Genomic DNA, 26,699 nt, shown 5'->3' on the forward strand with positions numbered 1-26,699 from the left:
CCGACCGGACCTGCCGCCGCTACGGTCCGCCAGTCGGGTCGGTCCCGTGAGTCGGGTCGGTCCCGTCGGTCCCGTCAGCCCGGTCGGTCCCGTCCGCACGTGGGATGTCCGCGTCCCGCGCGGCGAGAAACCCCCGCAACCCCCTGCTCAACGCCACCCGTTCCCCCGGTTCCATCGCCGCCAGGGTCCTGGCCAGGGCCTGTGCCCTGCGACCTGCGACGTCGCCCAGGACGTGCCGCCCGTGCGTGGTGAGCCACAGCTGTACCTCGCGGCGGGTGTCCGGGTGCTGCGCGCGTTCCAGGAGGCCGGCCGCGGCCAGGCGGTCGCAGAGGCGGCTGGCGGTGGGAAGGCCGATGTCGAGCTGGTCCGCCAGGGCCGTCAGGTTCAGGCCGGGCGCCGCCTCCAGGATGCGCAGCGCCCGCAGCTGGTGCAGGGACAGCCGCAGGGACGCCTCCTGGGCGGCGACCGACCACAGGGCCGTCAGGCTCTCCACGGCGTCGGCTATCTGTGCCGCGACGACCTCCGGGCCATCGCCCGGTCTCCTCGCCCGGTGGTCGCCGGGGCCGCCGAGATCGGTCACGAAACGGTCACTTTCCATAAGCTCCGGGTACTGCGGAGGTCGCCCTCATTCAAAGGCTGTACCCGATGAGCCGAGGGGCAAGCCGCCTCGTTTTGTCACCCGGCCGGACCGGGAAGCTCAGCCCGCGCTGAGCCCCGTCAGCGCGGCGAGCGGCAGGGTGTGCTGGGTCTGGAGGACCTTCGCGCGCAGGTAGCGGACGTTGTGCGCGGTGGTGAAGACGCCCGTGGGGACGCGGTCGCGGACGTCCACGCCCAGGCCGCGCAGCTGGGCGGCCTTGTCGGGGTTGTTGGAGAGCAGGTCCAGCTCGCCGATGCCCAGGGCCCGGAGCATCTGGGCCGCCGCCGTGTAGTCGCGGGCGTCCTCCGGCAGCCCCAGGGCCGCGTTCGCCTCGTACGTGTCGAGGCCCTCGTCCTGGAGGGCGTACGCGTCGAGCTTGTTGTAGAGGCCGATGCCCCGGCCCTCCTGGCGGAGGTAGAGGAGCACGCCCCCGCGCTCGGCTATGCGCTCGACGGCCTCGCGCAGCTGCGGACCGCAGTCGCAGCGGGCGGAGCCGAACACGTCCCCGGTCAGGCACTCGGAGTGCAGCCGCACCAGCGGAACCGGGCCGGGCTCCCCCAGGACGACGGCCACGTGCTCCTGGCCGTCGGCCAGGCCGTGGAAGGTGACGACCTCGGCGTCGACCTCGTAGCCGTCGTGGAAGCGCAGCGGGACGCGGACGCGGGAGCGCGGGGTGGCGAGGACAGCGGGGGTGTCGGGCATGCGGGGCCTCCGGGTTCCGTTCCTGTTCGGCTGCACAGCCGTCGGCTTGCAGGCTGCTTCAGATTTGAAGCAGATCCACGTCCGGAACCCTACCCTTGCTTTAAATTTGAAGCAATGAGGAGCGGTGAGATGAAGCGCGTTGTGATGTGCCTCACGAACAGGCCGTGGAGGACCTCCGTCGCCACGGCACGTCGTCCGACGCCGGCCGTGTCCCGTCCTCCTGGAGCCCCTGCGCGATCGCCGTGGAGATCTCCTCCAGTTGCCCCACCTGCTCGTCGCTGAGCCGGTCGAACAGGAAGCTCCGCACGGTCTCGACGTGCCCGGGCGCCGCCCGGTCCAGTACGGCGAACCCGTCGTCGGTCAGGGCCGCGATGCTGCCCCGCTTGTCGTACCGGCAGGCCTCGCGCCGCACCATGCCGTCCTTCTCCAGCCGTGTCACCGCGTACGTCAGCCGGCTGCGCGTGATCTTCAGCCGCTCGGCGAGATCGGTCATGCGCAACCGCCGCTCCGGGGACTCCGACAGGACGGACAGGATGGAGTAGTACAGGTGAGGCATGCCGGCGTCCTGCTGGAGCTGCCGGTCGATCGCGTCCTCCAGGAGCAGCGATGCGGCGATGTACGCGCGCCAGGCGCGTTGCTCCTCGGGGGTGAGCCAGCGAGTCGTCATGCACCCAGTGTAGGTTTGTTTCAAACTTGAACCAAGCCCGAGTCCGCCGTCCGCCGTCCGCCACGAGTTTCCACGAGCCGGGAGCGTCGATGCCCCACCCGTACGTCCTGCTGTCCGCCGCCGTCTCCCTCGACGGCTACCTGGACGACACCGGCCCCGAACGCCTGCTCCTGTCCAGCCCGGCCGACTTCGACCGGGTCGACGAGGTCCGGGCCTCCGTCGACGCGATCCTGATCGGCGCCGGCACCGTCCGCGCCGACAACCCGCGCCTGCTGGTCAACTCACCCGAGCGGCGCGCCGCCCGCACGGCAGCCGGCCTGCCGGAGTACCCCCTCAAGGTCACGGTCAGCGGCTCCGGTGACCTCGACCCGGCGGCACAGTTCTGGCACACCGGCGGCGAGAAGGTCCTCTACACCACCGACGAGGGCGCCGAACGCGCCCGTGCCCTCGGCCTCGCCACCGAAGCAGCCACCAATGCCCCACATGCCACACATGCCACAGGGGCCACAGCCACAGGTGCCACCGACGTCGTCCCGCTCGGCGCCGACCTCGACTGGCGACGGCTCCTCACCCACCTGCACGACGTCCGGGGCGTACGGCGGCTCATGGTCGAGGGCGGCGGCCTGATCCACACCCAGCTCCTCACCCAGGGCCTGGCCGACGAACTCCAGCTCGTCCTCGCCCCGCTCTTCGTCGGCGACTCCGAGGCGCCCCGCCTCTTCGGGCCCGGCGGCTATCAGTCCGGCCGGCTCCGGCTGCTGGAGACCCGGCGGATCGAGGACGTGGTCCTCATGCGCTACGAGCCGACCGCTCCCGGCGCCGGCCCGCTCCCCGTCGCCGCCGACCACCACTGGCTGGCCCTCGCCTGCGAACTGGCGGCCCAGTGTCCTCCGTCGGACACGGCGTTCAGCGTCGGCGCGGTGGTGGTCGCGGCCGACGGCACGGAGCTGGCCCGCGGCCACTCCCGGGAGGGCGGCGACCCGGTCGTGCACGCCGAGGAGGCGGCCCTGGCGAAGACCGACCCGGCCGACCCCAGGCTCGCCGGCGCGACCGTCTACAGCAGCCTGGAGCCCTGCGCCCGCCGGGCCTCCCGCCCCGCGCCCTGCGCCCGGCTGATCCTCGACGCGGGCGTACGGCGCGTGGTCACGGCCTGGCGCGAGCCGGACACCTTCGTGGCGGCGGCCGACGGCAGCGGCGTCCTGGAGGCCGGAGGAGTGGAGGTCGTCGTCCTCCCGGAACACGAGGAGCGGGCCAAGGCCCCCAACCGCCACCTGCCGCACTGACCGCGGGCTGGCCCAACAGGAACTGCGGCCCACCCACGCGGGCAACCCGGGCCGCTGAGCACCGGGTGTGCGCGAGGGGTCCCGCGGATGGCGTACACTGGAGTCACAACGACGCGGGGTGGAGCAGCTCGGTAGCTCGCTGGGCTCATAACCCAGAGGTCGCAGGTTCAAATCCTGTCCCCGCTACTGAAGGCCGAGGGCCGGAATCCGAAAGGGTTCCGGCCCTCGGTTGTTTCCATGGGTTCTTCATTACTGTCGGTGAGCGAATCTCACCACTCCGCATCACAACTGACACACCGTCAAAACCCGTGAGTCACTTACGAAGCGGTCAACTCGTCCGATTTAAGCCGGTCATGGCAGGTTGGTCCGCGCGAAAAAGGTTAATGATCAAGCGGAATCGCTGGAATCCCCACCGCGCCTCCATTAACGTTCGATAACGCAGCGCGGTCGTCCCAGCCGTCACAGAAGGCGGCTCCGTGCGCACGCGCCGAATCCCGAAAGGGAACCGGGGAACCACTACTTGGGGTGAATCGGGCGTAAGCCGCCGTGGAAGCACGGCAGTTATACGCGCGTAGGAGACCTTCCTGCTCCGAACCCGTCAGCTAACCCGGTAGGCGAGAAGGAAGGAAAGGAGTACGCCCACGTGGCGTCCAACCGGCCTGCCCCCGCGGCCCCGTCCGCGCACAACCAGCGCGACACCGAAACCTTCGGCTACGGCGGTCACCGCACCGAAGAGGGCCCGTTCCAGGAATGGAACCCCACCGCGGAGTCCATCCGTCCCGTCCGTGGCCGGCATCGCGTCACCAAGCAGCGCGGCGGAGGCCTCGCCCGCAGCTCCACCGTCCTGGGCGTCGGCGTCATAGCCGCCGTGGGCGCGGGCGGCATGGCCAGCGCCCAGACCGGCAAGCCGCCGGTGTCGATCTCCGTTCCGGACCTTCCCTCGGTGGGTTCCCTCATTTCGGACGACGACACCCCCGAAGCCTCGGCCACCCCGCTCAGCGACCTCGGCACCGCGGCCGCCGACACCGAGCAGGGCACCTCCGGCGCCGGTGAGGCCCTGCGCGCCCGGATCATGGCGCAGGTCGAGCACCAGCAGGAGCAGATCGAGACCAAGGCCGCGCAGGACGCCGCGGACGCCGCCCAGAAGGCGGCAGCGGAAGCCGCCGCCAAGGCGGAGCAGGAAGCCAAGGCCAAGGCCGCCGAAGCCAAGCGGAAGGCGGAGGAGGAGGCCCGGAAGAAGGCCGAGGCCGAGCGGCTCGCCGCCCTCGCCAAGCAGTACACGCTGCCGACCTCCGCGTACACCATCACCTCGACCTTCGGTCAGGCCGGCGCCTACTGGTCCTCCGGCTACCACACCGGTCTCGACTTCGCCGCCCCCACGGGCACGCCGATCAAGGCGGTGCACAGCGGCACCATCACCGAGGCGGGCTGGAACGGGTCGTACGGCTACAAGACGGTCCTCACCCTCGATGACGGCACGGAGATCTGGTACGCGCACCAGTCGTCCATCGGCGTCAGCGTCGGCCAGAAGGTCAGCACGGGTGACGTCATCGGCCGCGTGGGCGCGACCGGCAACGTCACCGGGGCGCACCTGCACATGGAAGTCCACACCGGTGGGTCCACCAACGGGGTCGACCCGCTGGCGTGGCTGCGGGGCAAGGGCCTGAGCGTCTGAGCGACGGCGTTTCCGGTCTCGTGCGGGGGTTTCGTGCGGGGGCGTTCACGGGAGTTTTGCGTCCGCTCCGGAATGAGGCTCCCCCGCACGGCCGTTGACACGGAGCATGACTTCTCTTCGCAAGCTGGGCTCCTCCGACCTCGAGGTCTTCCCGCTCGCCCTCGGCGGCAACGTCTTCGGCTGGACCGCGGACGAGGCACAGTCGTTCGCCGTCCTCGACGCGTACACCGCCGCCGGCGGCAACTTCGTCGACTCCGCCGACGTCTACTCGGCGTGGGTGGACGGCAACCAGGGCGGCGAGTCCGAGACCGTCCTCGGCAAGTGGCTGACGTCGCGCGGCAACCGCGCGGACGTCGTCGTCGCCACGAAGGTCAGCCAGCACCCCGAGTTCCAGGGCCTGTCCGCCGCCAACATCAAGGCCGCCGCCGACGCCTCCCTGCGGCGCCTCGGCACCGACTACATCGACCTCTACTACACCCACTACGACAAGCCCGACGTGCCGGTCGAGGAGATCATCGGCGCGCTCGACGAACTCGTGACGGCCGGGAAGGTGCGGCATATCGCCGCCTCCAACATCTCCGCGGAGCGGCTGCGGGCCTCCCTGGAGTTCTCCGACCGCGAGGGGCTCGCCCGCTACGTGGCCCTCCAGCCCCACTACAACCTGGTCTCCCGCGACACCTACGAGGGCGAGCTCCAGGACCTCGCCGCGCGGACCGGCCTGGCGGCCGTCCCGTACTACGCGCTCGCGTCGGGCTTCCTGACCGGCAAGTACCGGCCCGGTACGAGCGTCGACAGCGCGCGGGCGGGCGGTGCCGCCAAGCACCTGGAGACCGAGCGGGGCCGCCGGGTCCTCGACGCCCTCGACGAGATCGCCGCGGCCCACGACGTCCCCGTCGCCACGGTCGCCCTCGCCTGGCTCGCGGCCCAGCCGACGGTGGTGGCGCCGATCGCTTCCGCGCGGACGGTGGAGCAGCTGCCCGCGTTGACCGGGGTCGGGGAGCTGACGCTGACGGAGGCGGAGCTCGGGCGGCTCACGGAGGCTTCGGCCTGAGCGGTTCCCCGCCCGGGCATGGGGCTACGACCGGTACGGGTTGTACGCCGGGTACGGGGTTGCCGACGTCGTCGGCGCCGTTGCCGGAGTCGTCGGACAGCCGTACCCGTACGCCCCGTACACCGGCCACGGCGGGGCCGTCACCGGTACCGGAGGGGCCGTGATCCGCGCGGCGTAGTCCAGCGCGGGGCGGGCCGTCTCCCGGCGCCGCCACAGTTCGTCCAGCAGTTCCCGTTCCCGTACGACGAAGTCGGCACCGGCGCGGCCGCGGCGGCCCCGGTGCCGCAGGAACGCCAGGGACGTCGCGTACCCCTCGTACTGCGCGACCTGCCGCGCCGCCGCCCTGCCCGCGTGGCGGCGGGCGTACTGGCGGGCGATCCGCCGGGCCCGCATCGAGCCGAGGGCGTACGGTTCGACCGGGGACAGCCAGCCGGCCACGGCGTAGGCGGGCAGCTCCGTCCGCACGGTCTTCAGCTCCCGCTGCCGTGTCCAGATCACCAGCCACGTCAGCAGCCCGAAGATGGGCACCATGAACGCCGCGTACACGGCGAAGAACCCGTACTCGCCGAACGCCGACGAGCCGTTCCACATCGCGTGCAGGCCCATCGCGAGCAGCAGTCCGGAGAGCGGGAAGGCGACGCGGCGGATGTGCTGGCGGTCCGCCGCGAGCGCGGAGATGCCGAAGCCGATGCCCGTGAGGACGGTGAAGAGCGGGTGCGCGAACGGCGACATGATGATGCGCACGAAGAAGGTCGCCGCCGTGACGGAGGCGATGCCGGTGCCGCCGGTGAGCTGGTCGGTGCCGAAGGCGGTGCCCAGGTAGAGGATGTTCTCCGTGAACGCGAAGCCGGTGGCGGTGACGCCGGCTACGACCACTCCGTCGAGGATGCCGGTGAAGTCACGGCGCCGGAAGAGGAAGACCAGTAAGACGGCCGCCGCCTTGGCCGTCTCCTCGACCACCGGGGCTATGACGGTCGCGCCGAGCGTGTCCGCGCTGGACGGGTCCGCCGTCGCCGTCGCTATCCATCTGGTCGCGAAGCTGTTGGCGACGATCGCTATCAGCGCCGCCGCGCAGGCGCCCCAGGCGAAGCAGAACAGCAGGTTGCGCCAGGGGCCCGGCTCGACCCGGTCCAGCCAGCGGAACGCGGCTATGAGCAGGGGCACCGGGAGCGTGGCCAGCCCCAGCCCGACCAGGAACCCCTCCGTGCCGGTCTCCTCGCGGACCAGGGCGAGGATGACGAGGCCGGATATCGCGAGGAGCGTGGTCAGCGCCCCGTAGCGCACCCAGGCGCGTTGCCACCAGTGGGCGTGCCGCAGGGGGCCGGCGGCGGGTGCGCCGTCGACGGGACCACGGGGACAGGGGTGTGGGGGGCAGGTGGCCACGGCATTGACCCTAACGACGGATGGGCGCTGTCCGCAGGCGGAAGGGACGCGGGTGCGGGTGTGGTGCGCGTGCGGTCAGGCGCCTGCGGGGGGTTGGTCCACGTGCTGTACGCGGCGGAAGACGAGGTCGTTCACGACATGTCCCTTGTCCAGTCCCTGGCCCTCGAAACGAGTCAGGGGACGGAAGTCGGGACGGGGCGCGAAACCGCCGTCCGCCTGCGTGTTCTCGAAGTCGGGGTGTGCCGTGAGCACGTCGAGCATCTGTTCGGCGTACGGTTCCCAGTCGGTGGCGCAGTGCACGATCGCGCCAGGCCTGAGGCGGCTCGCCGCGAGGGTCAGGAAGTCCGGCTGGATGATCCTGCGCTTGTGGTGCCGCTTCTTGGGCCACGGGTCGGGGAAGTAGACGCGCAGGCCGTCGAGGGAGTCCGGGGCCAGCATCTCGCGGAGGAGGATGATCGCGTCGCCGTTGCCGACCCGGACGTTGGACAGGCCGTTCCGGTCCGCGAGATTGAGCAGGTTGCCCTGGCCGGGGGTGTGGACGTCGACGGCGAGGATGTTGGTGGTGGGGTCGGCCGCGGCCATCTGGGCGGTGGCCTCGCCCATGCCGAAGCCGATCTCCAGGACGACGGGGTTGTCGTTGCCGAACAGGTCGGCGAGGTCGAGGGTACGGCTGCCGTCGATGTCGAGGCCCCACTTGGGCCACAGCCGCTGAAGCGCGTCCGCCTGACCGGCTGTGACCCGGCTCCGCCGCGGCTGGAAACTCCGGATCCGCCGCTCGAAGTGCGACCCGGCGGGATCGGCCTTCGGCCCATCGGGAAAGCGCGGCTCACCCTTGGCCCGGCTGTGCCGGATGGAGGCACCGGAGGTGGTGGGCTGGGAGGGTTCGGGGGTATTCACGGAGTCAGACACAGTGAGGCCGATTTTACGGCCGGCATGTGGTCGCCGGGGGTGTGGCCCTGGCTGCGGGCAATCGTGCCTCCCCCAGTGCCTTAAGGGCCTGGGAGGTACCCCCAGGGCGGCACCCGTCCCAAAGAAGCGGCACCTCGTCGTGCCGAGCTGCGCGACGCCCCGGCCTCCGCAACCACGCCGAGCACCTCGAAACCCCAGCGACTGGTCGGTCACAGCGCGCTCAACGCCCTGCGCGCCACCTCCCTGCCGATCGGCAGGGACGCCGTAGCCGCGGGAGACGGCGCGTTCAGCACATGCACCGTGCGAGGGCCCTCGCGGAACAGGAAGTCGTCCACCAGCGTGCCGTCACGCAGCACGGCCTGTGCCCGCACCCCCGCCGCCGTCGGCACCAGGTCGTCCTCGGACACCCCGGGCAACAACCTCCGCACCGCCTCCGTGAACGCCCCCTTGGACACCGACCGCCGCAGCTCCCCCGCCCCGTACCGCCAGTGCCGCCTGGCGATCCGCCAGGAGCCGGGCCAGGCCAGCGTCGACCCCAGCTCCCGCACCCGGACCGTCCCCCACCCGTACCCCTCGCGGGCCAGCGCCGGCACCGCGTTGGGCCCGATGTGGACACCCCCGTCGATCCCGCGCGTGAGGTGCACCCCGAGGAACGGGAACGCCGGGTCGGGGACCGGATACACCAGGCCCCGCACCAGCTCCGGCCGGGCCAGCTCGTAGTACTCGCCCCGGAAGGGCACGATCCGGACGTCCGGGTCGTCCCCGGTCAGCCGGGCGACCTCGTCGCTGTACAGACCGGCGCAGTTCACCAGCACCCGCCCGCGTACGACGTCCCCGGCGGCCGTGAGCACGGCGACCCCCCGCTCGGGGCGGCGGTCGACGCGGACGACCCTCGTGCCGTAGCGGATCTCCGCGCCCGAGCCGTGGGCCAGCTGGCGGGCGACCGCGACGAAGTCGCAGATGCCGGTCGTCCCGACGTGTATGGCGGCGAGGCCCCGCACCTCCGGCTCGTACTCCGGGATCTGGGACGCGCCCAGTTCACGCACCGGTATCCCGTTCTCCCGGCCGCGCTGCACGAGTGCGTGCAGGCGGGGCAGCTCGGAGCGGTCCGTCGCGACGATCAGCTTGCCGGTGACGGCGTGCGGGATGCCGTACTCGGCGCAGAACTTGACCATCTCCGCCGCGCCCCGCACCGCGTAGCGCGCCTTGAGGGAGCCGGGGCGGTAGTAGATGCCGCTGTGGATGACGCCGCTGTTGCGGCCGGTCTGGTGCCGGGCCGGGCCCGGTTCCTTCTCCAGGACCGTGACACGTGTGCCCGGTGCGGCGCGTGTGATGGCGTACGCCGTCGACAGACCGACGATCCCCCCGCCGATCACCAGCACGTCACAGTCGTACGCGATCTCCGGCACCCGCGCCACCTGCACCACCTCCCGCTTCGATAGTGCACTGCGCCACTGACAATGCCTTCAAACGCGGGGACGGCAGCATGCCTGTCCGCCTAGGCCGGAGCCATCAGCAGCGGCCGGGCGCGCTCGCGCAGCTCGACCACGCGTGGTTCGTCGCCGTACGGCTCCAGCCGGTGCAGGAGGTCCTTGACGTACTCGGTGGTGCGGGCCGAGGAGATGCGCCCGGCGACCTCCACCGCTCGTACGCCCTGTTCGCACGCCGCGTCCAGGTTTCCCGACTCCAGTTCGGCGACCGCCGAGACGACCAGGCGCAGGCCGTGCGAGCGGACGAACTCCTCGGTGGGCTTCGACAGGGCCTGTTCCGTGAAGCGGCGGACCTGGCGTGGAGCCTTCAGATCGCGGTAGCACTCGGCCGCGTCGGCGCAGAAACGGTCGTAGGAATAGAAGCCGAGCCAGCTCGGGTCGCTGTCGCCGGGGCGGGCTCGCTCCAGCCAGCTCTCGGCCGCCTTCAGGGCGCCTCCGGCCGCCTGGGCGTCACCCGCACGCGCGTGTGCCCGGGCCTCGACGAGGCGGAAGAAGCTCATCGTGCGGGCCGTGGCCAGGCCGCGATTGCGTTCGAGGGCGGCCTGGGCGAGATCCACGCCCTCGTCGCCGAAGCCGCGGTAGGTGGCCTGGAGGGACATGGAGGCCAGGACGTAGCCGCCGAGGGGGACGTCCGCCGCCGCCCGGGCCAGCCGCAGGGCCTGGATGTAGTAGCGCTGGGCGGCTTCCTGCTGGCCGGTGTCGAAGGCCATCCAGCCCGCGAGCCGGGTGAGTTCGGCGGAGGCGCCGAAGAGGGCCCGGCCGACCTCGTCGGAGTAGGAGCCGAGCAGGAGGGGAGCCGCCTCCACCCTTAAGCACTCGGGGACCATCGACGAGCGCCAGTCGCCGCCGCCGTACTTGGAGTCCCAGCGCCGCGCGTCCTCGGCGGCCTCCCGCAGCTTCTGCACATCACTGTGGCCGACTTTGAGCGGTGCGCCGGAGTCCTCGCCGGGGCCCACGTCACGCGCTACCGAACTGTCGGCCGGGGTTATCAGCCATCGTGAGGCGGGCGTCGCGTACGCGCTCACCGCGAACGATCCGGCCAGCGACTGCCAGATGCCGCCCCCGGCGCGACGGCCGGCGAGGTCGAGGCGGTACAGCTCCGTCGCGGTCTTCACCGCCTGTCCGACGTCCCGCGGGAAGGCGAGGCCGACTTCGGGCGCGGGGTCCGCGTCCGCCAGGCCGATCTCGTGGAGCGGCACCGGGCGGCCGAGCTTCTGGCCGATGGCGGCGGCGATGAGGTGCGGCGCCGCACCCTGCGGCACCATGCCCTTCGACACCCAGCGCGCCACCGACGTTTTGTCATAGCGAAGCGTCAGTCCTCGCTGAGCGCCAAGATCGTTGACGCGCCGCGCGAGGCCTGCGTTCGAGATTCCCGCGAGGGCGAGAACGGCGCCGAGTTTTTCGTTCGGCCCGCGTTGCTCCCTGGACATGCGCCACCCCTCGACACAGACGGCTGCCGACGTTGGCATAACCACGCGGCATTCGTAAACCCAGCGTAGTTCGCCGCATCCCAAGCGTTAAGGGGCATTGTTCCGGTTGGCGGGATTGTGGTCCGTACTGAAGTGCGGTTCAGATACGGGCTGTTGCGACGTGCTCCCGCTGTGTGGCCGTGCGCCTGTCCGTGCGCTCTTCTCCGGCCATCGCCGGAGCGGTTCCATGGTCATTGCGTGGGTCGGCCCGCTGTACTGGATCCAGTGGGCTGGGGGACACCGCCGCCTCCATCCCCGCGGGCGGCGGAACGGTCCGGGAGGCGTGCTCCGTCTCCCGGACTGCGCGACCGTTCGGTGGTACGCGGAGCCTGTACGGAGAGTGTTCGAAGCTGCCTGCATGTCGGGGATTTGGCCGAAAATCGACCCCGCCGGTGGTGGGGTGTCAGGCCTCCTACCACGGTACTTGAGGGCGCGTCGGGCGTATTCGGGGCGCGTATCGGGGGCGCATTCGCGCCGCAGTCGTACTGGTGACGTGTCGCTGACGTGCCTTGCCTCCTGGCGGCCCCTTCTGTTCTCGCCGCTTCCGCCGCCGTCTTCCCTTTCCGTTTTCACTGCCCTCTTCACTGTTGTCTCTCCGCCCCTTTCTTCCTGTGGCATGGGGGAGTTGGGGGCGTTCGGGGGTGTTCCTGGCGGTGTGGGTGGCTCCGCCGGGGCGCGTTCGGCGGGGCGCAAGCGGCGCGGGCACACTCTGGAACGCCTCCTTCATGGCAGCATGGTGAACCGGTTCGTGCGGTGCACTGGTTGTCCACAGCCTGTGGAGGCGGCGATGCGGTGGTTGGTGGGATGGAGCAGCACCGCCGCGGGAGCCGTCGCTGCCGGCTCGGCGGGGGCCACGGGGCCCGACGGCGAGACCCTGCACCCGGTGGGCTCCCAACTCCTGTGGGGCGACCCCGATCCGCTGTGGGCGGTCGGTGACTGGCGCCCCGACGAAGTGCGGGTGGTGAAGGCCGACGACCGGACGCGCATCGCCGTCCTCGGCATCTGCGGCGCCACCGACGAGCAGCTGCGCGTCGCGCTGTTCGCCGCGCGCGGCGGGGCACTTCGGCATCTGACCGCCTGGCCGGGGAGTTACACCGCGATCGTGCAGGTGGGCCGGCGTCTCACCGTCTGCGGCGACCTCGCGGGCGCGCGGCCGGTGTTCTACACCCCCTGGGCCGGCGGCACGGCGTATGCGACGGCCGCGCTGCCGCTGGCCGACCTCATCGAGGCCAACCTCGACTTCGGGCACCTCGCCGCGCTGCTGGCCGCCCCTGACGTGCCCGCGGCGCTTCACGACTCCACGCCGTACGACGGCGTGAAGCGCATTCCGCCGGGGCATGCGCTGATCCTGCGCGCCGGGGCACGCGAGATCGCCGGGTACGAACCGGTCGCCTCGCTGGCGGTGGCGGCGCCTTCGGCCGATCCCGACAGCGCGGTCGACGCCGTGCGCGACGCGCTCGTGGAGGCCGTACGCACGCGGCTGTCCGCGCCGCGGCACGTCCCCGGGGCGGACATCGACCCCGGGCCCGTGCCCGGCATGGGACCCGCCGAGCGGCGTGCCGCGCGGGGGATGCCGGTGCCGGGGATCGGGGCGGACCTGTCCGGCGGGCCGGCCTCGGGGACGCTGGCGCTGCTGGCCGCGGGGCTGCCCGGGATGCCGGGCACGGTGCTGGGGCACGGCACGGGCGCGGGGGAGCGGCTGCTGGCGGTCACGTTCAACGACCTGGCCGTCGCGGGGCGGGAGGCCGAGCTGGAGCGGGCGGGGGCGCTGGCCGCGAACCCGCGTCTGCACCATGTCGTCGTGGCCGGTGGCGAGGAGACCCTTCCGTACGCCGACCTGGAGGGCCCGCTGACGGACGAGCCGGGCGCGTCCCTGGTGACGGCGGCCCGGCACCGGGCGCGGCTGGCGGCCGGCAGCGCGGACCACTTCACGGGCTACGGTGCGCGCCAGGTCCTGGACGCCCATCCCGCGCGCCTGGCCGACCTGCTGATGGACCGCAAGCGGCGCCACCTGGTGCGGCCCGTCGCCGCGCTGGCCAGGACGGACGGCTCGGTGCTGGTCCCCGCGCGCGTGTACGCGGCGGCGCGCCGGCTGTCCCGTACGCCGTACCGGGCGGGGCTGGAATCGCTGGCCGAGCGCCTGCTCGACCACCGTACGGACGACGGCCCGGACGAGCCCGGGGGTGCGGTGGAGGCCTCGCTCGCCGCGCTGACCTGGGGCAGACCCGGGCCGGCGGCGCGCTGGCTGACCGGTGAGGCGCTCGCTGAAGTATCGGTTCGCCTTCAGGCGGCGACGCACCGGTCGGAGCTGGTGGGGCCGGGACAGCGGCCGGGTGACTTCCGCGCGCGTGCGGTGCTGGCGCGGCATGCGGCGGACCTTCGGGTGCTGGAGCAGGCCGCGGAGATCCGTTTCCAGCGGCTGCACGCGCCGTTCCTCGACAACCAGGTCGTGCGCGCGGCCCGGGCGCTGCCCGAGGCGCTGCGGGTACGGCCGGGTGCGCGGGCGGCCATACTGCGCACGGTGCTGGAAGGGGCCGGCGTCCGGGACCTGCCGCCCGGGTGGGGCGCCCCGACCCAGGCGACGGCGGCGGCCGCGGCGCGTACGGGGCTGAGAGTGGCGGCGGACTCCCTGGTCGCCCTGTTCGACACGCCGCTGCTGGCGGAGGCGGGCCTGGTCGAGGCCCGGGTGGTCCGCAAGGCCCTGCGCTCCGCGGCGGCCGGCGACCCCCTCCCCCTGGACGGCCTCGCCGACCTCGTCTCCCTGGAACTGTGGCTCCGCCGCCTGCTCTCCCGCCGCGGCACCTGCTGGACGGGCACCCCGGCCCGGCAGCGGGCCGTACCGGCGGGGATCGCGCCGCAGCGGGGGGCGCTGGGGGCGGGGGCCGGAGTGCGGCGGGTGTAGCGCTTGGCTGCGGGCAGTCGTGCAACTCCCGCGACGGGAACACCCCGCCCCGAAAAACCCCACGCCCCTCACACCCACCCCGGCGACAATGACCCGGTGCGGTACAGAATCCTGGGCGTCACCACGGCAGAGGACGAGCACGGCACAGCCGTACCCGTCGGCGGCCTGCGCCTCCGCGCCCTGCTCACCGCCCTCGCCCTGCGTCCCTCGCACACCACCCCACCCCAGGTCCTGATCGACGAGGTGTGGACCGACGACCCGCCCCAGGACGCCCACGCCGCGCTCCAGGCCCTCGTCGGCCGCCTCCGCCGCGCACTCGGCAAGGACGCCGTGACCTCGGACACCGGCGGTTACCGCCTCGCGGCCACGCCCGACGACATCGACCTCTTCGTCTTCGAACGGCTCGTCCAGCGAGGCACCGACGCGCTCGCCGCCGACGCCCCCGCCCCGGCGGAACGGCATCTCGACGACGCCCTCGCCCTCTGGCGCGGCCCCGCCCTCGCCGACCTCCCCGACCGCACCGCCGCCACGCGCCCGGAGGCCACGCGCCTGGAGGCGACCCGGGCCCGGGCCGAGGCCCGCCTGCGGCTCGGCCGCGCGCAGGACGTCGTACCGGAACTGCGGGAACTGACCGTCGTACACCCTTACGACGAGCCGCTGCACGCCCTCCTCATCCGCGCCCTGCGCGACTCCGGACGCGAAGCCGACGCCCTCGCCGCGTACGACTCCGCCCGCCGCGCCCTCGCGGAAGGCCTCGGCACCGACCCCGGCCCGCACCTGCGCGCCCTCCACGCCGACCTGCTCGCGTCGGCGGCCAGGAGCGAGAAACCGACGCCCGCTCCGCCCCAGCGCACCGGGAACATCCGTCCCCGTCTGACCTCCTTCGTCGGCCGGGAACCCGAGATCGACGCCATCCGTTCCGACGTGCACAGGGCCCGGCTCGTCACCCTCACCGGACCGGGCGGCTCCGGCAAGACCCGCCTCGCCGAGGAAGCCGCCGCCGGGCTCCCGCAGGCGTGGCTGGTCGAGCTCGCCCCGCTCGACCGGCCCGAGGCGGTGCCGGGAGCGGTGGTCAGCGCGCTCGGTCTGCGCGAGACCGTGCTGATGACCAGCGAGCTGACGGCCGTGCAGGACGATCCCGTCGCCCTGCTCGTGGAGTACTGCGCCCCGCGCAGCCAACTGCTGATCCTCGACAACTGCGAGCATGTCATCGGCGCCGCCGCCCACCTCGCCGAGACCCTGCTGACCCGCTGCCCGGGGCTCACGATCCTCGCCACCAGCCGTGAACCCCTGGGTGTGCCCGGTGAAGTGGTGCGCCCGGTCGAGCCCCTGCCGCCGGACCACGCCCGCCGGCTGTTCGCGGAACGTGCCGTCGCGGTCCGTCCCGACGCGGACGCCGTGCTCCGTGACGAGCGGGCGGTGGCGGAGATCTGCCGCCGCCTGGACGGGCTGCCGCTCGCCATCGAGCTGGCCGCCGCCCGCCTCCGGCTGCTCACGCCCCGGCAGATCGCCGACCGGCTCGACGACCGCTTCCGCCTCCTCACCTCGGGGAGCCGTACGGTCCTGCCCCGCCAGCAGACCCTGCGTGCCGTCGTCGACTGGTCGTGGGACCTGCTCGACGAGGCCGAGCGGACGGTGCTGTGCGAGGTGTCCGTGTTCGCGGGCGGCTGGGACCTGGCGGCGGCGGAGGCGGTGTGCACCGGGCCCGCCGCCGAGCTGCTCGGGGCACTCGTCGACAAGTCCCTCGTCGTCGCGGCACCCGGCGGGCCGTATGGTCCGGAGGGCTCGGGCGGCATGCGGTACCGGTTGCTGGAGACCATCCACGAGTACGCCGTCGAGCGCGCCGCCGAGGCCCCCTCACTGCGTGCCGCGGCCGAGCGGCGGCACCGGGCGTGGGTGGGTGCGCTCGTCGAGCGGGCCGATCCGCTGCTGCGCTCCGCCGCGCAACTGCCGTGGATCTCCCGCCTGGAGACCGAGCTCGACAACATCCGCGCGGCCCTCGACCGGGCCCTCACAGCCGGGGACGAGCAGGAGGCGGGCGCCCTGGTCCTGGCCATGGGCTGGTTCTGGTGGCTGCGCAACTACCGGCACGAGGGCATGGAGTGGCTCGACCGCATCCTGCGGCTCGGCGTGGAGAGGGATGCCGCCGCCGGGCTCGTGCCGTCCGGCGGCGAACCGGACCTCCCCGACCCCGTCGACCACCTCCTCGCCGCGCCCGACGGGGAGGCGGGGCACCCGCTGCACGCCCTGCGGATGGACCTGCGCATGCTGCACATGCTCTTCGTGACCGAAGCCGGGTCCACGGAGGCGTTCGTCAACGAGCGGCGGCCGTACGTGGAGCGGGTGTGGGCCTACTTCCAGGAGGGGGGCCCACGGGCGGCCCGGATCCCGGGGCTCGTCTGCCCGGTCATCTCCTCCTACGTGGGCGACCGGAGCGACCTGCGGACCGTCATGGACTCCGCCGTCGCCAACTGCCGTACGCACGGCGGGGAGTGGGAGACCGCCGTCGCGCTGATGTTCCGTACGCACATGGTCGTCGACGCGTCCGGCGACCTGGACGGCGTCGACGACGACCTCGCGGAACTGCGGCTCCTCAGCCGCCGCGCCGGGGACCGCTGGCTGCGGGCCCAGGTGTGCGGCGCGGCCGGCGAGGCCGCCATGGCGCGCAGCCGCTTCGAGGAGGCCAAGGGGGAGTACGAGGAGGCGCTGCGGCTCGCCTACGAGGTGGGCGCGTACACCGAGTCGCCGTTCCTCATCGCCCGGCTCGCCGAGATCGCCTACCGCGCGGGAGACCGCCCGGCCGCGCTGGCGGGGCTGGACGAGGCGAGCGCCGCCGCCGACCGGTACGGCGTGGCGGACTCCAAGGCGTTCGTCCTGCTGCTGCGGGCCCAGATGGCGTCCGAGGAGGGGCACACGGCCCGGGCGCGCGAGCTCTGTGAGGCGGCGCGCGCGGACGTCGCGCGCGGCACACCACCGCCCCAGTTCCTCGTGATGCTGGATCTGGTCGACGCCATGATCACGGCGCGCGAGTCCGGCCCGGAGCCCGCCCTGGCCAAGCTGACCGGAGCCCTGACCGAGGCCGTCGACAAGCGGTGCTCCGACGCGATCCGGGCCACGGTCGTGGACAGCGCGGCGGGACTGCTTTCCGACCTCGGCGACTTCCCGCGCGCGGCACGGCTGCTCGGCGCCGGGGACCAGTGCTGGGCCGGCCGTCCCCGCCCCATGCCGGAGCACGCCCAGGCGGAGCGGATCGGGGCAGCCGCTCGCTCCGCCCTGGGCCCCGCCCGGTGCGACGCGGAGCGCTCCCGGGGCGCGGCGTTCACCCCGGACGACGTCCTGCGCGAGCTGGACCAGGCGCGGAGCTCGCACGCCACGGCGTTGAAAGCCGCTAACCGCAGGTGAACTCGGACTCCGCCCAGTCCGCCAGGACCACGTTGTCGAGGGCGCCGTGCGGTTCCACCACCAGCCGTACGGTGCTGCGGCCGGTGAGGTTCACCTGGACGGGAACCGCCGGGTCACCGCCCTCCACCGGCCCGGACCGCCACAGCCGGACCCCGTCGGCGTAGACGGAGAAGTACACCCTGCCGAGCTTCAGCGTCAGGTCGTCCCCCCCGACGAGCGCCTCGTACGAGGAGCAGGAGCGGTTGAGGTCGATGGTGACGGAGGAGCGGCCGTGCACGGTGACGCCGTGCGTGTACCGCCGGCCGCCGGCCGAGAGGCCGTACCGCTGCCAGACCCAGCTGCTCGTGCCGATCCGCATCTCGGGCTCGGTGCCGTCGCCGCTGATGTCGTACGACAGTTCGCTCCACTGGTAGACGGCTGGGGCGGGCGGCTCCTCGGTCGGTGGCGGTGGCGGTGGCTGCGGCTGTGTGGGCGTGGATGTGGGTGCGGGTGCCGGGGGTGGTGTCGGCCTCGGGGACGCGGGCGGCGGGGTGGGCTTCGGTGTCGCGGCCGGGGAGCTCGCGGACGACGGGCTCGTCCTGGGGGCCGGTGTCGGCGCGGGCTGCTCGGCGCGCGCGGGCACGATTCCCGGTGGCCGTGGCCCCGGCTCCCGCTGCGAGGGAGAGGGCGTGGGCTCGTCGGGCCGGCCCACCGGCGAGGACGGGGTGGGAGCCGACCTCGCCTCGTCCTTCGGCTTCTCGTTGCCGGCCAGCGCCAGCACCACCGCGGCCACGACGCCCACGGCGACCACACCGGCCGCGATACCGGCCTTCACCGGCGCGCCCACCCCCTCGGAGGCCGCACCACCTCCGGCGCCGGACGAGCCGCTCCCCGCAGTCCCACCGGCCGCACCGGCGCCCGCCGCCGACCCGCCCGACGAGCCCCCGCCCGACGCCGAGGCCGCACCCGCGGCTCCGGCCGCCCCCGCTCCCGCGCCTCCGGCGATGAGCCCCGCCGCCTTGGCGTACCCGGCGGCACCGAACCAGCCGATGACCGCGACCGGCACGACGGCGGGGATACCGCCGGCGACCTCCTCGATCTGTGTCGCGGCCAGCCGGCACTTCGCGCACTCCTCCAGGTGCTTGCGCAGGCCCCGCTCGGCACGGGTGCGCAGCCGGCCGCGGGCGTACGTGCCGAGCTGGTCGGCATAGCGCGCGCACTCCTGGTCGTCGGTGAGCGTGGCGCTGACGTGGGCCTGGAGGTAGGCCTGCTTGAGGCCCTCGCGGGCCCGGCTGGCGAGCACCCGGGTGCCGTTGGCGTCGAGCCCGAAGAGGGTGGCGACCTCGCTGGGCGACTCGTCCTCGACCTCGGTGTGCCACAGCACGGCCTGCCACCGCTCCGGCAGCGACCGGAAGGCCTGCATGGCCAGGGACCGATCGGCCTCGTGCATCGCCCGTACGTCGGCGCCCAGTTCCAGCGTGTCGCCGTCGGACACGTCGGAGCCGCGTGCGGACTGGGCGGCGAACACCGCGAAGTCGTCGACGAGCTGTTCCCGCCGCGCCGACCGCGTCCACGAGGCGGCGACCCGCCGGACGGAGGTGAGCAGGTACGCGCGTACGGCGTGCTCGGGGCCGGAGCCGCCGCGTACCGCCTGGAGCATGCGGGCGAAGACCTCGGCGGTCAGGTCGTCCGCGGTGTAGGCGTCACGACAGCAGGTCCGGGCGTACCGGCGCACCGCCTGCGCGTGGCGCCGGTACAGCTCCTCGTACGCCGTGTCGTCGCCCGAGCGCATCCGGTCGATGAGATCGGCATCGGAGGGCGGCAGCTCGCGCGGCGGCAGGACGCCGTCCTCACGCCAGGCGCGCTGCGGCGGGACCGAGCCGCCGGCGGGGTGCCCGCCCGGTGGGAGGCTGCCGCGTCCGCCCTGGCTCGGCACCTGCGGCGGGACCGGGCCGCCGGCTGTGGCGTCCCCGTCACCGCTCGACTCGTCCCGCCCGTCAACGCTCATCGCGGAAAGCCCCCGCCAGCCGGCCAACACGTCCAGACCACCGGGTCAGAGTGCCATATTGGCTTTTGGTCAGACCCCTGGAGACCGGACCATCACTCATCCGTGGGGATTTACCGCACGCCAGTACTAGCCATCACTCATTCGGGGAATGATCCCCCGTCACCCCGGCCTTGAAAGCGACCGGACCCGATCGACCGGCGAAGCCGACTGGCGCGTTCGACTGGCCGGCCGTCCGGCCCGGCCGTCCGGCCCGGCCGACGGTCCACCCGTCCCGGCGACCGGCCGACCGCACGCCGGCCCCGCCGCACGCCGGCCCCGCCTCACGCCGGCCCCGCCTCACGCCGGCCGCGACCGCAGCCCCTCCAGCAGGATGTCCAGCAGCCGGGTCGACGCAGCCGCCTGCTGTGCCGCGTCCGGCAGCGAGGGCGCGGCCGTCGCGATCACCAGCAGGACGTCCGACACCGACACGTCCGCCCGCAGCTCGCCCGCCGCACGCGCCCGCTCCACGAGCTGACCCACGACCTCGAGCAGCGCCGACGCCCCGGCGTCGTCCTCGGCCCCGACCGCCGGCGCCGGCACCGAGGCGACCGCCACCGGCTCCTCCGGCACGAGCCGCAGCTCCGTGGAGCCCGGCTGCGTCCGCTGCTGCGGCACCCGCGCCTGACCGGCCCGGTCCTCCTCGACCGAGACGCGCAGCACCTGCGGCGGCAGCAGCCGCCCGGCGCCGGAGGCCACCGACGTCCGCAGGAAGCGCGACAGCGCCGACCACGGCTCGTCCTCCTGCCCGAGCGCCGCACGGGCCTGGTCGGTCAGCCGGGAGGTCTCCTCCTCGGCTATCCGCCGCACCAGCACGTCCTTGCTCGGGAACCGCCGGTACACCGTGCCCACGCCGACGCGCGCGCGGCGCGCCACGTCCTCCATCGGCGCGCCGTACCCCAGCTCGCCGAACACCTCGCGCGCCGCCCGCAGCACGTGCTCCAGATTGCGCTGTGCGTCCACGCGCAGCGGCGTCGTCCGCGATCCGTTCCCGCGTCCGTTGCCCGCCGTCGCGCTCATCGTCACGCCACCCGCCGCGACAGCGGACGCGGACGACCAATGAGAGTCCTGAACATGCATATGCATTCCCCCGGTAATGACGTCTCCCCCCGGAGACACTCCCCGCCATTCGATGCCGGGACGGAGGAACAGGCCCGGGTCCCCGGGCCGCCCGTCGCGGACCCGGCGAGCGCATCCCCCTACACCCCGTCGACACACGAACATAGTTGAGAGGGAGTCAATTCAGAAGGGGCACGTTCCGCACGGAGCGCCCACCGATCGGAGTACGGGCCGCATACGTCCCGAATGTGCCCCCCACCGCCCCCTGCACCACCCCTGCTGACCTGCGCATACTCACCGAAGCCCGCCTTTCCGGCCAACTCCGCGCGCTCTCCCGCTCCGGTCACACAATTCGTCGAGGCTGTGGACAAACGCAAGCGGTGGGTGCGTCATGGGATGGTGAAGGAACGTGCGCGCATTCTCGTTGTCGGTGGTGGCTACGTCGGGATGTACACGGCCCTGCGCCTCCAGCGCAGACTGAAACGGGAACTGGAGCGGGGCGAGGTGGACATCACGGTCGTCACCCCCGACCCGTACATGACGTACCAGCCGTTCCTTCCCGAGGCCGCCGCGGGCGCCATCTCCCCCCGCCATGTCGTCGTACCGCTGCGTCGCGTCCTCGACCGGTGCCGCGTCGTCATCGGCGAGGCCACCGCCGTCGACCACGCGAAGCGCACCGCCACCATCACCACCCTCGCCACCGAGGAGGAGGGCACGGGCGGGCAGCAGCTGACGTACGACGAACTCGTCCTCGCCCCCGGCTCCGTCTCGCGCACCCTGCCGGTCCCCGGCCTCGCCGACCACGGCATCGGCTTCAAGACCGTCGAGGAAGCGATCGGCCTGCGCAACCACGTCATCGAGCAGATGGACATCGCCTCCTCCACCCGTGATCCCGCGATCCGCGACGCGGCCCTCACCTTCGTCTTCGTCGGCGGCGGCTTCGCGGGCGTGGAGGCGCTCGGCGAACTGGAGGACATGGCCCGCTACGCCGCGCGCTACTACCACAACATCCGGCCCGAGGACATGAAGTGGATCCTCGTCGAAGCCTCGGACCGCATCCTGCCCGAGGTCGGCGAGGAGATGGGCCGCTACACCGTCACCGAACTGCGCCGCCGCAACATCGACGTGCGCCTCCAGACCCGCCTGGAGTCCTGCGCGGACCGGGTCGCCGTCCTCAGCGACGGCGCCCGCTTCCCCACCCGTACGGTCGTCTGGACGGCCGGCGTCAAACCCCACCCGGTGCTCGCCGCCACCGACCTGCCCCGCAACGACCGCGGACGGCTCAGGTGCACGGCGGAACTGGCCGTCGAGGGCGCCACGCACGCGTGGGCCGCCGGAGACGCCGCCGCCGTCCCCGACGTCACAGCCGGTGAACCCGGCCGCGAATGCGCCCCCAACGCCCAGCACGCCCTCCGCCAGGCCAAGGTCCTCGCCGACAACATCGTGCACACCCTGCGCGGCGAGCCCCTTCAGACGTACGAGCACGCCTACGCCGGCTCGGTCGCCTCCCTCGGCCTGCACAAGGGCGTCGCACACGTCTACGGACGCAAGCTCAAGGGCTACCCCGCCTGGTTCATGCACCGCGCCTACCACCTCAGCCGCGTGCCCACCTTCAACCGCAAGGCGCGCGTGCTCGCCGAATGGACGCTGGCCGGCCTGTTCAAACGCGAGATCGTCTCCCTGGGTTCACTCGAACACCCCCGGGCGGAGTTCGAACTCGCGGCCGGTGGAAAGCCTTCCCAAGACCCTCCGCACAACCCGAAGGGGTCGTCCTGACCGGACCCAGGAACTCCACCGGCCGGCCCGGCGTCTGACGGATGCCGGTCCGGTCCGCTCACTGCCAGACTGGTCCACCACCGCGGTCGTGCCCCCACACGCCCCGGTGCGGGCCCCCGGGGCCCCGGCCGGTTCCGGTGCCGGCCGCCGACGACTACACGAGGCAAGGATTCGTGAACTTCACGCGCTGGAGCGCCCGGCTCCCCGGAACGCAGCGCCGCGCCGCAGCGCGGACCGAGCAGACGGCCTCCCCGGACCGGCGGGGGGAAGGTTCCGTACCCGCCGCCCGTGCCGAACAACTGACCGACGAGCCGCCGTCCGTACCCGCCGTCGACGAACTGCGGGTGCGTGAGGTCCTCGACCGCGTCCCGTCCCTCGTCGCCCTGGTCCACGGCCCCGACCACCGCATCGCCTACGTCAACGACGCGTACACGACCGCCTTCGGCGTACGCCCCCTGGGCGGACGCGCCCGCGAGGCCCTCCCCGAACTGGACGCCCTCGGCCTGTTCCCCCTCCTGGACCAGGTCCAGCGCAGCGGCAAGCCGCGCACGGTCAAGTCCCGCAAGGCCCCCGACGGCCGCTCCTACACGTTCACCTGCACCCCGGTCGCCCAGGGCGACGGCAAGGGCGGCAGCGAGGGCCGCGGAGTGCTCGTCTTCGCCACGGACGTCACCGACCACGCCGAAGCCGCCGAACGCCTGCGCGCCAGCGAACGCCGCCAGCGCGAAACGGCGGTGACCCTCCAGAGGTCACTGCTCCCCCAGGAACTGGAAGAACCCGACGACCTGCGCGTCGCCGCCACGTACCACCCCGGCGGCACGGAGGCCGCGGTCGGCGGCGACTGGTACGACGTCATCACCCTGGGCGGTGGCCGCACCGCCCTCGTCATCGGCGACGTCATGGGCCGCGGCGTCCGCGCGGCAGCGGTCATGGGCCAGCTCCGCACGGCGGTCCGCGCCTACGCCCGCCTCGACCTGCCCCCGCACGAGGTCCTCCAGCTCCTCGACGGCCTGGCAGCCGAGATCGACGCCAACCAGATCGCCACGTGCGCGTACGCGGTCCACGACCCGAACGAGGGCAAGCTGGTCTACGCCTCGGCGGGCCACCTCCCCATCCTCGTCCGCGACGAGAACGGCAGGGTCCTGCGCGCCGACGAACCCACCGGCCCGCCGCTCGGCACCGGCGGCTGGATGCACTCCTCGGGCTCGATCCCCCTCGGCCCCGGCTCCACGGCCGTCCTCTACACGGACGGCCTGGTGGAGCGCCGGGACGCCGACCTGGACGAGGGCATCGCCGCCCTGGAACGCGCCCTGGCCGGCGCCACCGGAACACCGCAGGTCGTCTGCGACCGGCTGGTCCGCTCGGCCGGCGTGACCCCCGACCACGACGACGACGTGGCCGTCCTGGTCCTCCAGCACCCGGCCCGGACGGGCCCGGACAGCGAGCTCTTCCGCAACGCCGCCCTGGAACTCCTGGGCGGCGTGGAAGCGGCCCCACGCGCGCGTGCCTTCGCCTCCGGCGTCCTGACCAGCTGGCGCTTCCCTGCCGACCTGCACGACCTGGGCGTCCTGGCCACCAGCGAACTGGTCGCCAACTCCCTCCAGCACGGCACCCCGCCGATGCGTCTGCGCCTGCGCCGCACCGACCGCCGCCTGATCATCGAGGTCACCGACGGCGACGACCACCTCCCCAGGCGCCGCCGCGCGGAACCGGGCGACGAATCGGGCCGGGGCATCGCCATCGTCGCCACGATCGCCTCGAACTGGGGGTGCCGCCGCACACCGGGCGGCGGCAAGGCCGTCTGGTGCGAGTTCGCGCTACCGCGCGTGCAGGGGACATAGCGGAGACGCGAGGCAAGGACTGGAGGGTGGAGAGGGGGAGGGGATCAGACGTCCGCGGAAACGGGCGCCCCACCCCGCGCCACGACCCGGCTCTTCGCGAGCCACGGCCGGTCCTGCGCCTCCGTGAGCTGCCGCCCCAGCCGCACGGCCAGGAAGGTGATCCCCAGCGAGAACAGCAGGAACGCCACGATGTACGGCGCGTGCAGCGAGGCCCCCAGCGGCCCGCCCACCGCCGGCCCGACGGCCAGCGCGAGCTGCTTGACCAGAGCGAACGCGGAGTTGTACTGCCCGGCCATCCCCTCCGGCGCCAGGTCGGCGACCAGCGGGGCGACCGTCGGCGACAGCATCGCCTCACCCAGCCCGAACAAGGCGTACGTCGAGACGAACGCGGCGGTCGCCATCTCCTGGCTGACGTGCCCCAGCCCCGCGTACCCGGCGACAGCCCAGGCCACGGCCCAGATCAGCCCGACAGCGGCGATCACCCGCGAGCGCCGGCGCCGCTCCACGAACCGCAGCACGGCGAACTGCGCGACGACGATCACCAGCGTGTTGGCGGCCAGCGCCGTCCCCAGCGCGGACGTCGAGATCCCGGCGGCCTCGACCCCGTACGCGCTCAGCCCCGACTCGAACTGCCCGTAGCAGGCGAAGAACAGCACGAAGCCCAGCACACACAGCTGCACCATGGCCCGGTTGCCCAGCAGCTGCTTCCAGCTGCCCCGCCCCGACGCCACGGGCGCGCCCTCGATCCGCGGCGCGTGCGGCATCCGCACCGTCGCCATCACCACGACCAGCAGCAGGAACATCGCCGCCTCGATCGCGAAGAGCAGCGTGAAGGAGGCAGCGCTCGTCGTGTCGACCAGATGACCGCCGATGAGGCCACCGACCCCGAGCCCGAGGTTCTGAAGGAAGAACTGCGTGGCGAAGGCCCGCGACCGCGTCTCCGCCGAAGAGCAGTCCACGATCATCGTGGCCAGCGCCGGCTGCATCACGGCCTGCCCGGCCCCCAGCAGGGAAGCCGACACCAGCACGGCGGCCGCGCTGCTCGCGATCCCCAGACTCAGCGCACCCAGGGCGGCGGTGACCAAGGCGGCGAGCAACACCGGCAACGGTCCGCGCCGGACGATGGCCCGCCCGGCGAACGGCAGCACGACCAGCGCCGCCACAGCGAAGACGGCGAGTACGAGACCCGCCGTCATGGCTCCCAGTCCCCGCACCTGCGCCACATAGACGTACAGATAGGGGACGGTGAAGCCGAGCCCGAACGCGCTGAGTGCGTTGCCCATGTGGATCCGGCGCATCGCTGCGCCCATCGCCCTGGTCACGTTCACCTCTCTCACAAGTTAGGAGTGAAGACTTCGAAACTAAACTTCGAAGCTAAAGAGTACATACCCAAGGACTTCAAGGCAAAGAACGGCCGTGCCATACTGCGCCCATGGGCGACACCCCCGGCCCCAGCGAGCCGACCCTCGAAGAGCAGATCGCCGCGTACCAGCGCGAGTTCCAGGACCTGGACCCCCAGGTGGAGCAAATCGTCTCCGCCTTGTCCCGCCTGAACCGCCGCATGAACGTCGCCTACGGCCGTCAGACAGCGGCCCTCGGCATCAGCAACGCCGAGTGGGAGGTCCTCAAGGCCCTCGTCCTCTCCGGCGCCCCCTACCGCCTGGGTCCCAGCGACCTCGCGAAGCGCCTCGGCCTGACCCCGGCCGCCATGACCCACCGCATCGACCGCATGGTCGGCGAAGGACTGGTGACCCGGGAGCGGGACGAGTCCAACCGGGTCCGCGTCATCGTGGAGCTCACGCACGGAGGTCGGGAGAAGTGGCTGGAGGCGATGCGCCTGGCGTCGGTCTTCGAGGAGGACCTGCTCCAGGACCTGTCCCCGGACGAGCGCACCGCGCTCGGCGAGGTCCTCACCCGCCTCCTGCGCCGGGTGGAAGACGCCCAGCCGGACGCCGGCGGCCGCCTCTCCGACCTGGACTGACGCCCGCACAAAAGATGTTGACAGGGGGCGCTTGACAGTCCCCTCCCCGATCCGTAAAGTTCTTCGGGTTGCCGCGGAGCCGTAACGGTTCTGCGACAGCACTTCCGCCGCACCAGCGGCACCCAACCACTAGCAAGATCGCTCCCAGCGGGGTTGATTTCGGCGTGCTCGAATTCAATTCGAATTGGGACTCGACAGACTTGATTCGGCGCCGAACGGCTCCGATTTGGGAATCGCCGAGAGAACGCGCTAAGGTTGGACACGTCGGAACGGCCCAACAGCCGCGAAGACGAAGCCCCGCTGACTGGGGGTCAGGTCGAGAAAAAGATCTGATAGAGTCGGAAACGCAAGACCGAAGGGAAGCGCCCGGAGGAAAGCCCGAGAGGGTGAGTACAAAGGAAGCGACCGTTCCTTGAGAACTCAACAGCGTGCCAAAAGTCAACGCCAGA

The 26,699-nt window shown here is 72.7% G+C and carries 18 protein-coding genes, 1 tRNA gene and 1 riboswitch; of the genes, 9 read left to right on the forward strand and 10 right to left on the reverse strand.

The window, feature by feature from the left end; translation table 11 throughout:
* Positions 1-19: 19 nt before the first annotated feature.
* From ABFX81_RS11230 to ABFX81_RS11240, 3 genes are all read right to left on the reverse strand, one after another.
* Positions 20-598: a MarR family transcriptional regulator gene (locus tag ABFX81_RS11230; RefSeq protein ID WP_086850851.1), complete on the reverse strand. Its 579-nt coding sequence runs from the start codon at positions 596-598 to the stop codon at positions 20-22.
* Positions 599-697: 99 nt separating this feature from the next.
* The gene (locus tag ABFX81_RS11235) at positions 698-1,339 is read right to left on the reverse strand and encodes a GTP cyclohydrolase II (protein ID WP_086850853.1); all 642 of its coding nucleotides are present in this window, start codon (positions 1,337-1,339) and stop codon (positions 698-700) included.
* A gap of 151 nt (positions 1,340-1,490) precedes the next feature.
* Positions 1,491-2,006, reverse strand: coding sequence for a MarR family transcriptional regulator (locus ABFX81_RS11240; RefSeq protein WP_086850855.1), 516 nt, complete (start codon positions 2,004-2,006; stop codon positions 1,491-1,493).
* An 89-nt stretch (positions 2,007-2,095) separates the two neighbouring features.
* Between ABFX81_RS11240 and ABFX81_RS11245 the strand changes: the two genes are divergently transcribed.
* The 4 genes from ABFX81_RS11245 to ABFX81_RS11260 all read left to right on the forward strand — a co-directional run bounded on the left by ABFX81_RS11245 (position 2,096) and on the right by ABFX81_RS11260 (position 6,015).
* Positions 2,096-3,289 (forward strand): dihydrofolate reductase family protein, encoded by a 1,194-nt coding sequence (locus tag ABFX81_RS11245; protein WP_086850857.1) that lies wholly within the window; start codon positions 2,096-2,098, stop codon positions 3,287-3,289.
* 112 nt (positions 3,290-3,401) lie between these two features.
* Positions 3,402-3,475 (forward strand) — tRNA-Met (locus ABFX81_RS11250).
* Positions 3,476-3,764: 289 nt separating this feature from the next.
* A riboswitch (cyclic di-AMP (ydaO/yuaA leader) is annotated at positions 3,765-3,921 on the forward strand.
* An 11-nt stretch (positions 3,922-3,932) separates the two neighbouring features.
* A complete protein-coding gene (locus tag ABFX81_RS11255) occupies positions 3,933-4,964 on the forward strand; it encodes a peptidoglycan DD-metalloendopeptidase family protein (protein WP_086850858.1) in 1,032 nt (343 codons plus the stop codon).
* Between the two features lie 106 nt (positions 4,965-5,070).
* Entirely contained in the window at positions 5,071-6,015 is a 945-nt protein-coding gene (locus ABFX81_RS11260) for an aldo/keto reductase (RefSeq protein ID WP_086850859.1), read from the forward strand.
* A gap of 24 nt (positions 6,016-6,039) precedes the next feature.
* On the opposite strand, the gene ABFX81_RS11265 is transcribed toward ABFX81_RS11260, so the two are convergent.
* The 4 genes from ABFX81_RS11265 to ABFX81_RS11280 all read right to left on the reverse strand — a co-directional run bounded on the left by ABFX81_RS11265 (position 6,040) and on the right by ABFX81_RS11280 (position 11,227).
* Positions 6,040-7,398: a PrsW family intramembrane metalloprotease gene (locus tag ABFX81_RS11265; RefSeq protein WP_346137978.1), complete on the reverse strand. Its 1,359-nt coding sequence runs from the start codon at positions 7,396-7,398 to the stop codon at positions 6,040-6,042.
* 75 nt (positions 7,399-7,473) lie between these two features.
* Positions 7,474-8,307, reverse strand: coding sequence for a tRNA (guanosine(46)-N7)-methyltransferase TrmB (gene trmB, locus ABFX81_RS11270; protein WP_346137979.1), 834 nt, complete (start codon positions 8,305-8,307; stop codon positions 7,474-7,476).
* Positions 8,308-8,516: 209 nt separating this feature from the next.
* Positions 8,517-9,731, reverse strand: a complete 1,215-nt coding sequence (lhgO, locus tag ABFX81_RS11275) for an L-2-hydroxyglutarate oxidase (RefSeq protein ID WP_428837161.1) — start codon at positions 9,729-9,731, stop codon at positions 8,517-8,519.
* A gap of 74 nt (positions 9,732-9,805) precedes the next feature.
* Positions 9,806-11,227: an NsdA family TPR-like regulatory protein gene (locus ABFX81_RS11280; RefSeq protein ID WP_086852449.1), complete on the reverse strand. Its 1,422-nt coding sequence runs from the start codon at positions 11,225-11,227 to the stop codon at positions 9,806-9,808.
* Between the two features lie 826 nt (positions 11,228-12,053).
* On the opposite strand from ABFX81_RS11280, the gene ABFX81_RS11285 reads away from it, so the two are divergent.
* A complete protein-coding gene (locus tag ABFX81_RS11285) occupies positions 12,054-14,168 on the forward strand; it encodes an asparagine synthase-related protein (protein WP_346137980.1) in 2,115 nt (704 codons plus the stop codon).
* 96 nt (positions 14,169-14,264) lie between these two features.
* The gene (locus ABFX81_RS11290; RefSeq protein ID WP_346137981.1) at positions 14,265-17,570 is read left to right on the forward strand and encodes an ATP-binding protein; all 3,306 of its coding nucleotides are present in this window, start codon (positions 14,265-14,267) and stop codon (positions 17,568-17,570) included.
* On the opposite strand, the gene ABFX81_RS11295 is transcribed toward ABFX81_RS11290, so the two are convergent.
* Together ABFX81_RS11295 and ABFX81_RS11300 are read right to left on the reverse strand one after the other, a co-directional pair.
* On the reverse strand, positions 17,557-19,557 hold the full coding sequence (locus ABFX81_RS11295; RefSeq protein ID WP_346137982.1) for a sigma-70 family RNA polymerase sigma factor: 2,001 nt from the start codon (positions 19,555-19,557) through the stop codon (positions 17,557-17,559). The two genes, ABFX81_RS11290 and ABFX81_RS11295, sit on opposite strands and share 14 nt — an antisense overlap.
* A 336-nt stretch (positions 19,558-19,893) precedes the next feature.
* A complete protein-coding gene (locus tag ABFX81_RS11300) occupies positions 19,894-20,673 on the reverse strand; it encodes a TetR/AcrR family transcriptional regulator (protein ID WP_086855099.1) in 780 nt (259 codons plus the stop codon).
* Positions 20,674-21,048: 375 nt separating this feature from the next.
* On the opposite strand from ABFX81_RS11300, the gene ABFX81_RS11305 reads away from it, so the two are divergent.
* On the forward strand, positions 21,049-22,428 hold the full coding sequence (locus ABFX81_RS11305; protein WP_086850438.1) for an FAD-dependent oxidoreductase: 1,380 nt from the start codon (positions 21,049-21,051) through the stop codon (positions 22,426-22,428).
* Between the two features lie 173 nt (positions 22,429-22,601).
* On the forward strand, positions 22,602-24,269 hold the full coding sequence (locus tag ABFX81_RS11310) for a SpoIIE family protein phosphatase (RefSeq protein ID WP_086850441.1): 1,668 nt from the start codon (positions 22,602-22,604) through the stop codon (positions 24,267-24,269).
* Between the two features lie 44 nt (positions 24,270-24,313).
* Here ABFX81_RS11310 and ABFX81_RS11315 read toward each other — a convergent pair whose 3' ends face one another.
* On the reverse strand, positions 24,314-25,579 hold the full coding sequence (locus ABFX81_RS11315; RefSeq protein ID WP_086850439.1) for an MFS transporter: 1,266 nt from the start codon (positions 25,577-25,579) through the stop codon (positions 24,314-24,316).
* 122 nt (positions 25,580-25,701) lie between these two features.
* On the opposite strand from ABFX81_RS11315, the gene ABFX81_RS11320 reads away from it, so the two are divergent.
* The gene (locus ABFX81_RS11320) at positions 25,702-26,250 is read left to right on the forward strand and encodes a MarR family winged helix-turn-helix transcriptional regulator (RefSeq protein ID WP_086850440.1); all 549 of its coding nucleotides are present in this window, start codon (positions 25,702-25,704) and stop codon (positions 26,248-26,250) included.
* Positions 26,251-26,699 lie beyond the last annotated feature (449 nt).

This window comes from Streptomyces coeruleofuscus (genome assembly GCF_039532725.1).
Lineage (GTDB): Bacteria > Actinomycetota > Actinomycetes > Streptomycetales > Streptomycetaceae > Streptomyces > Streptomyces coeruleofuscus.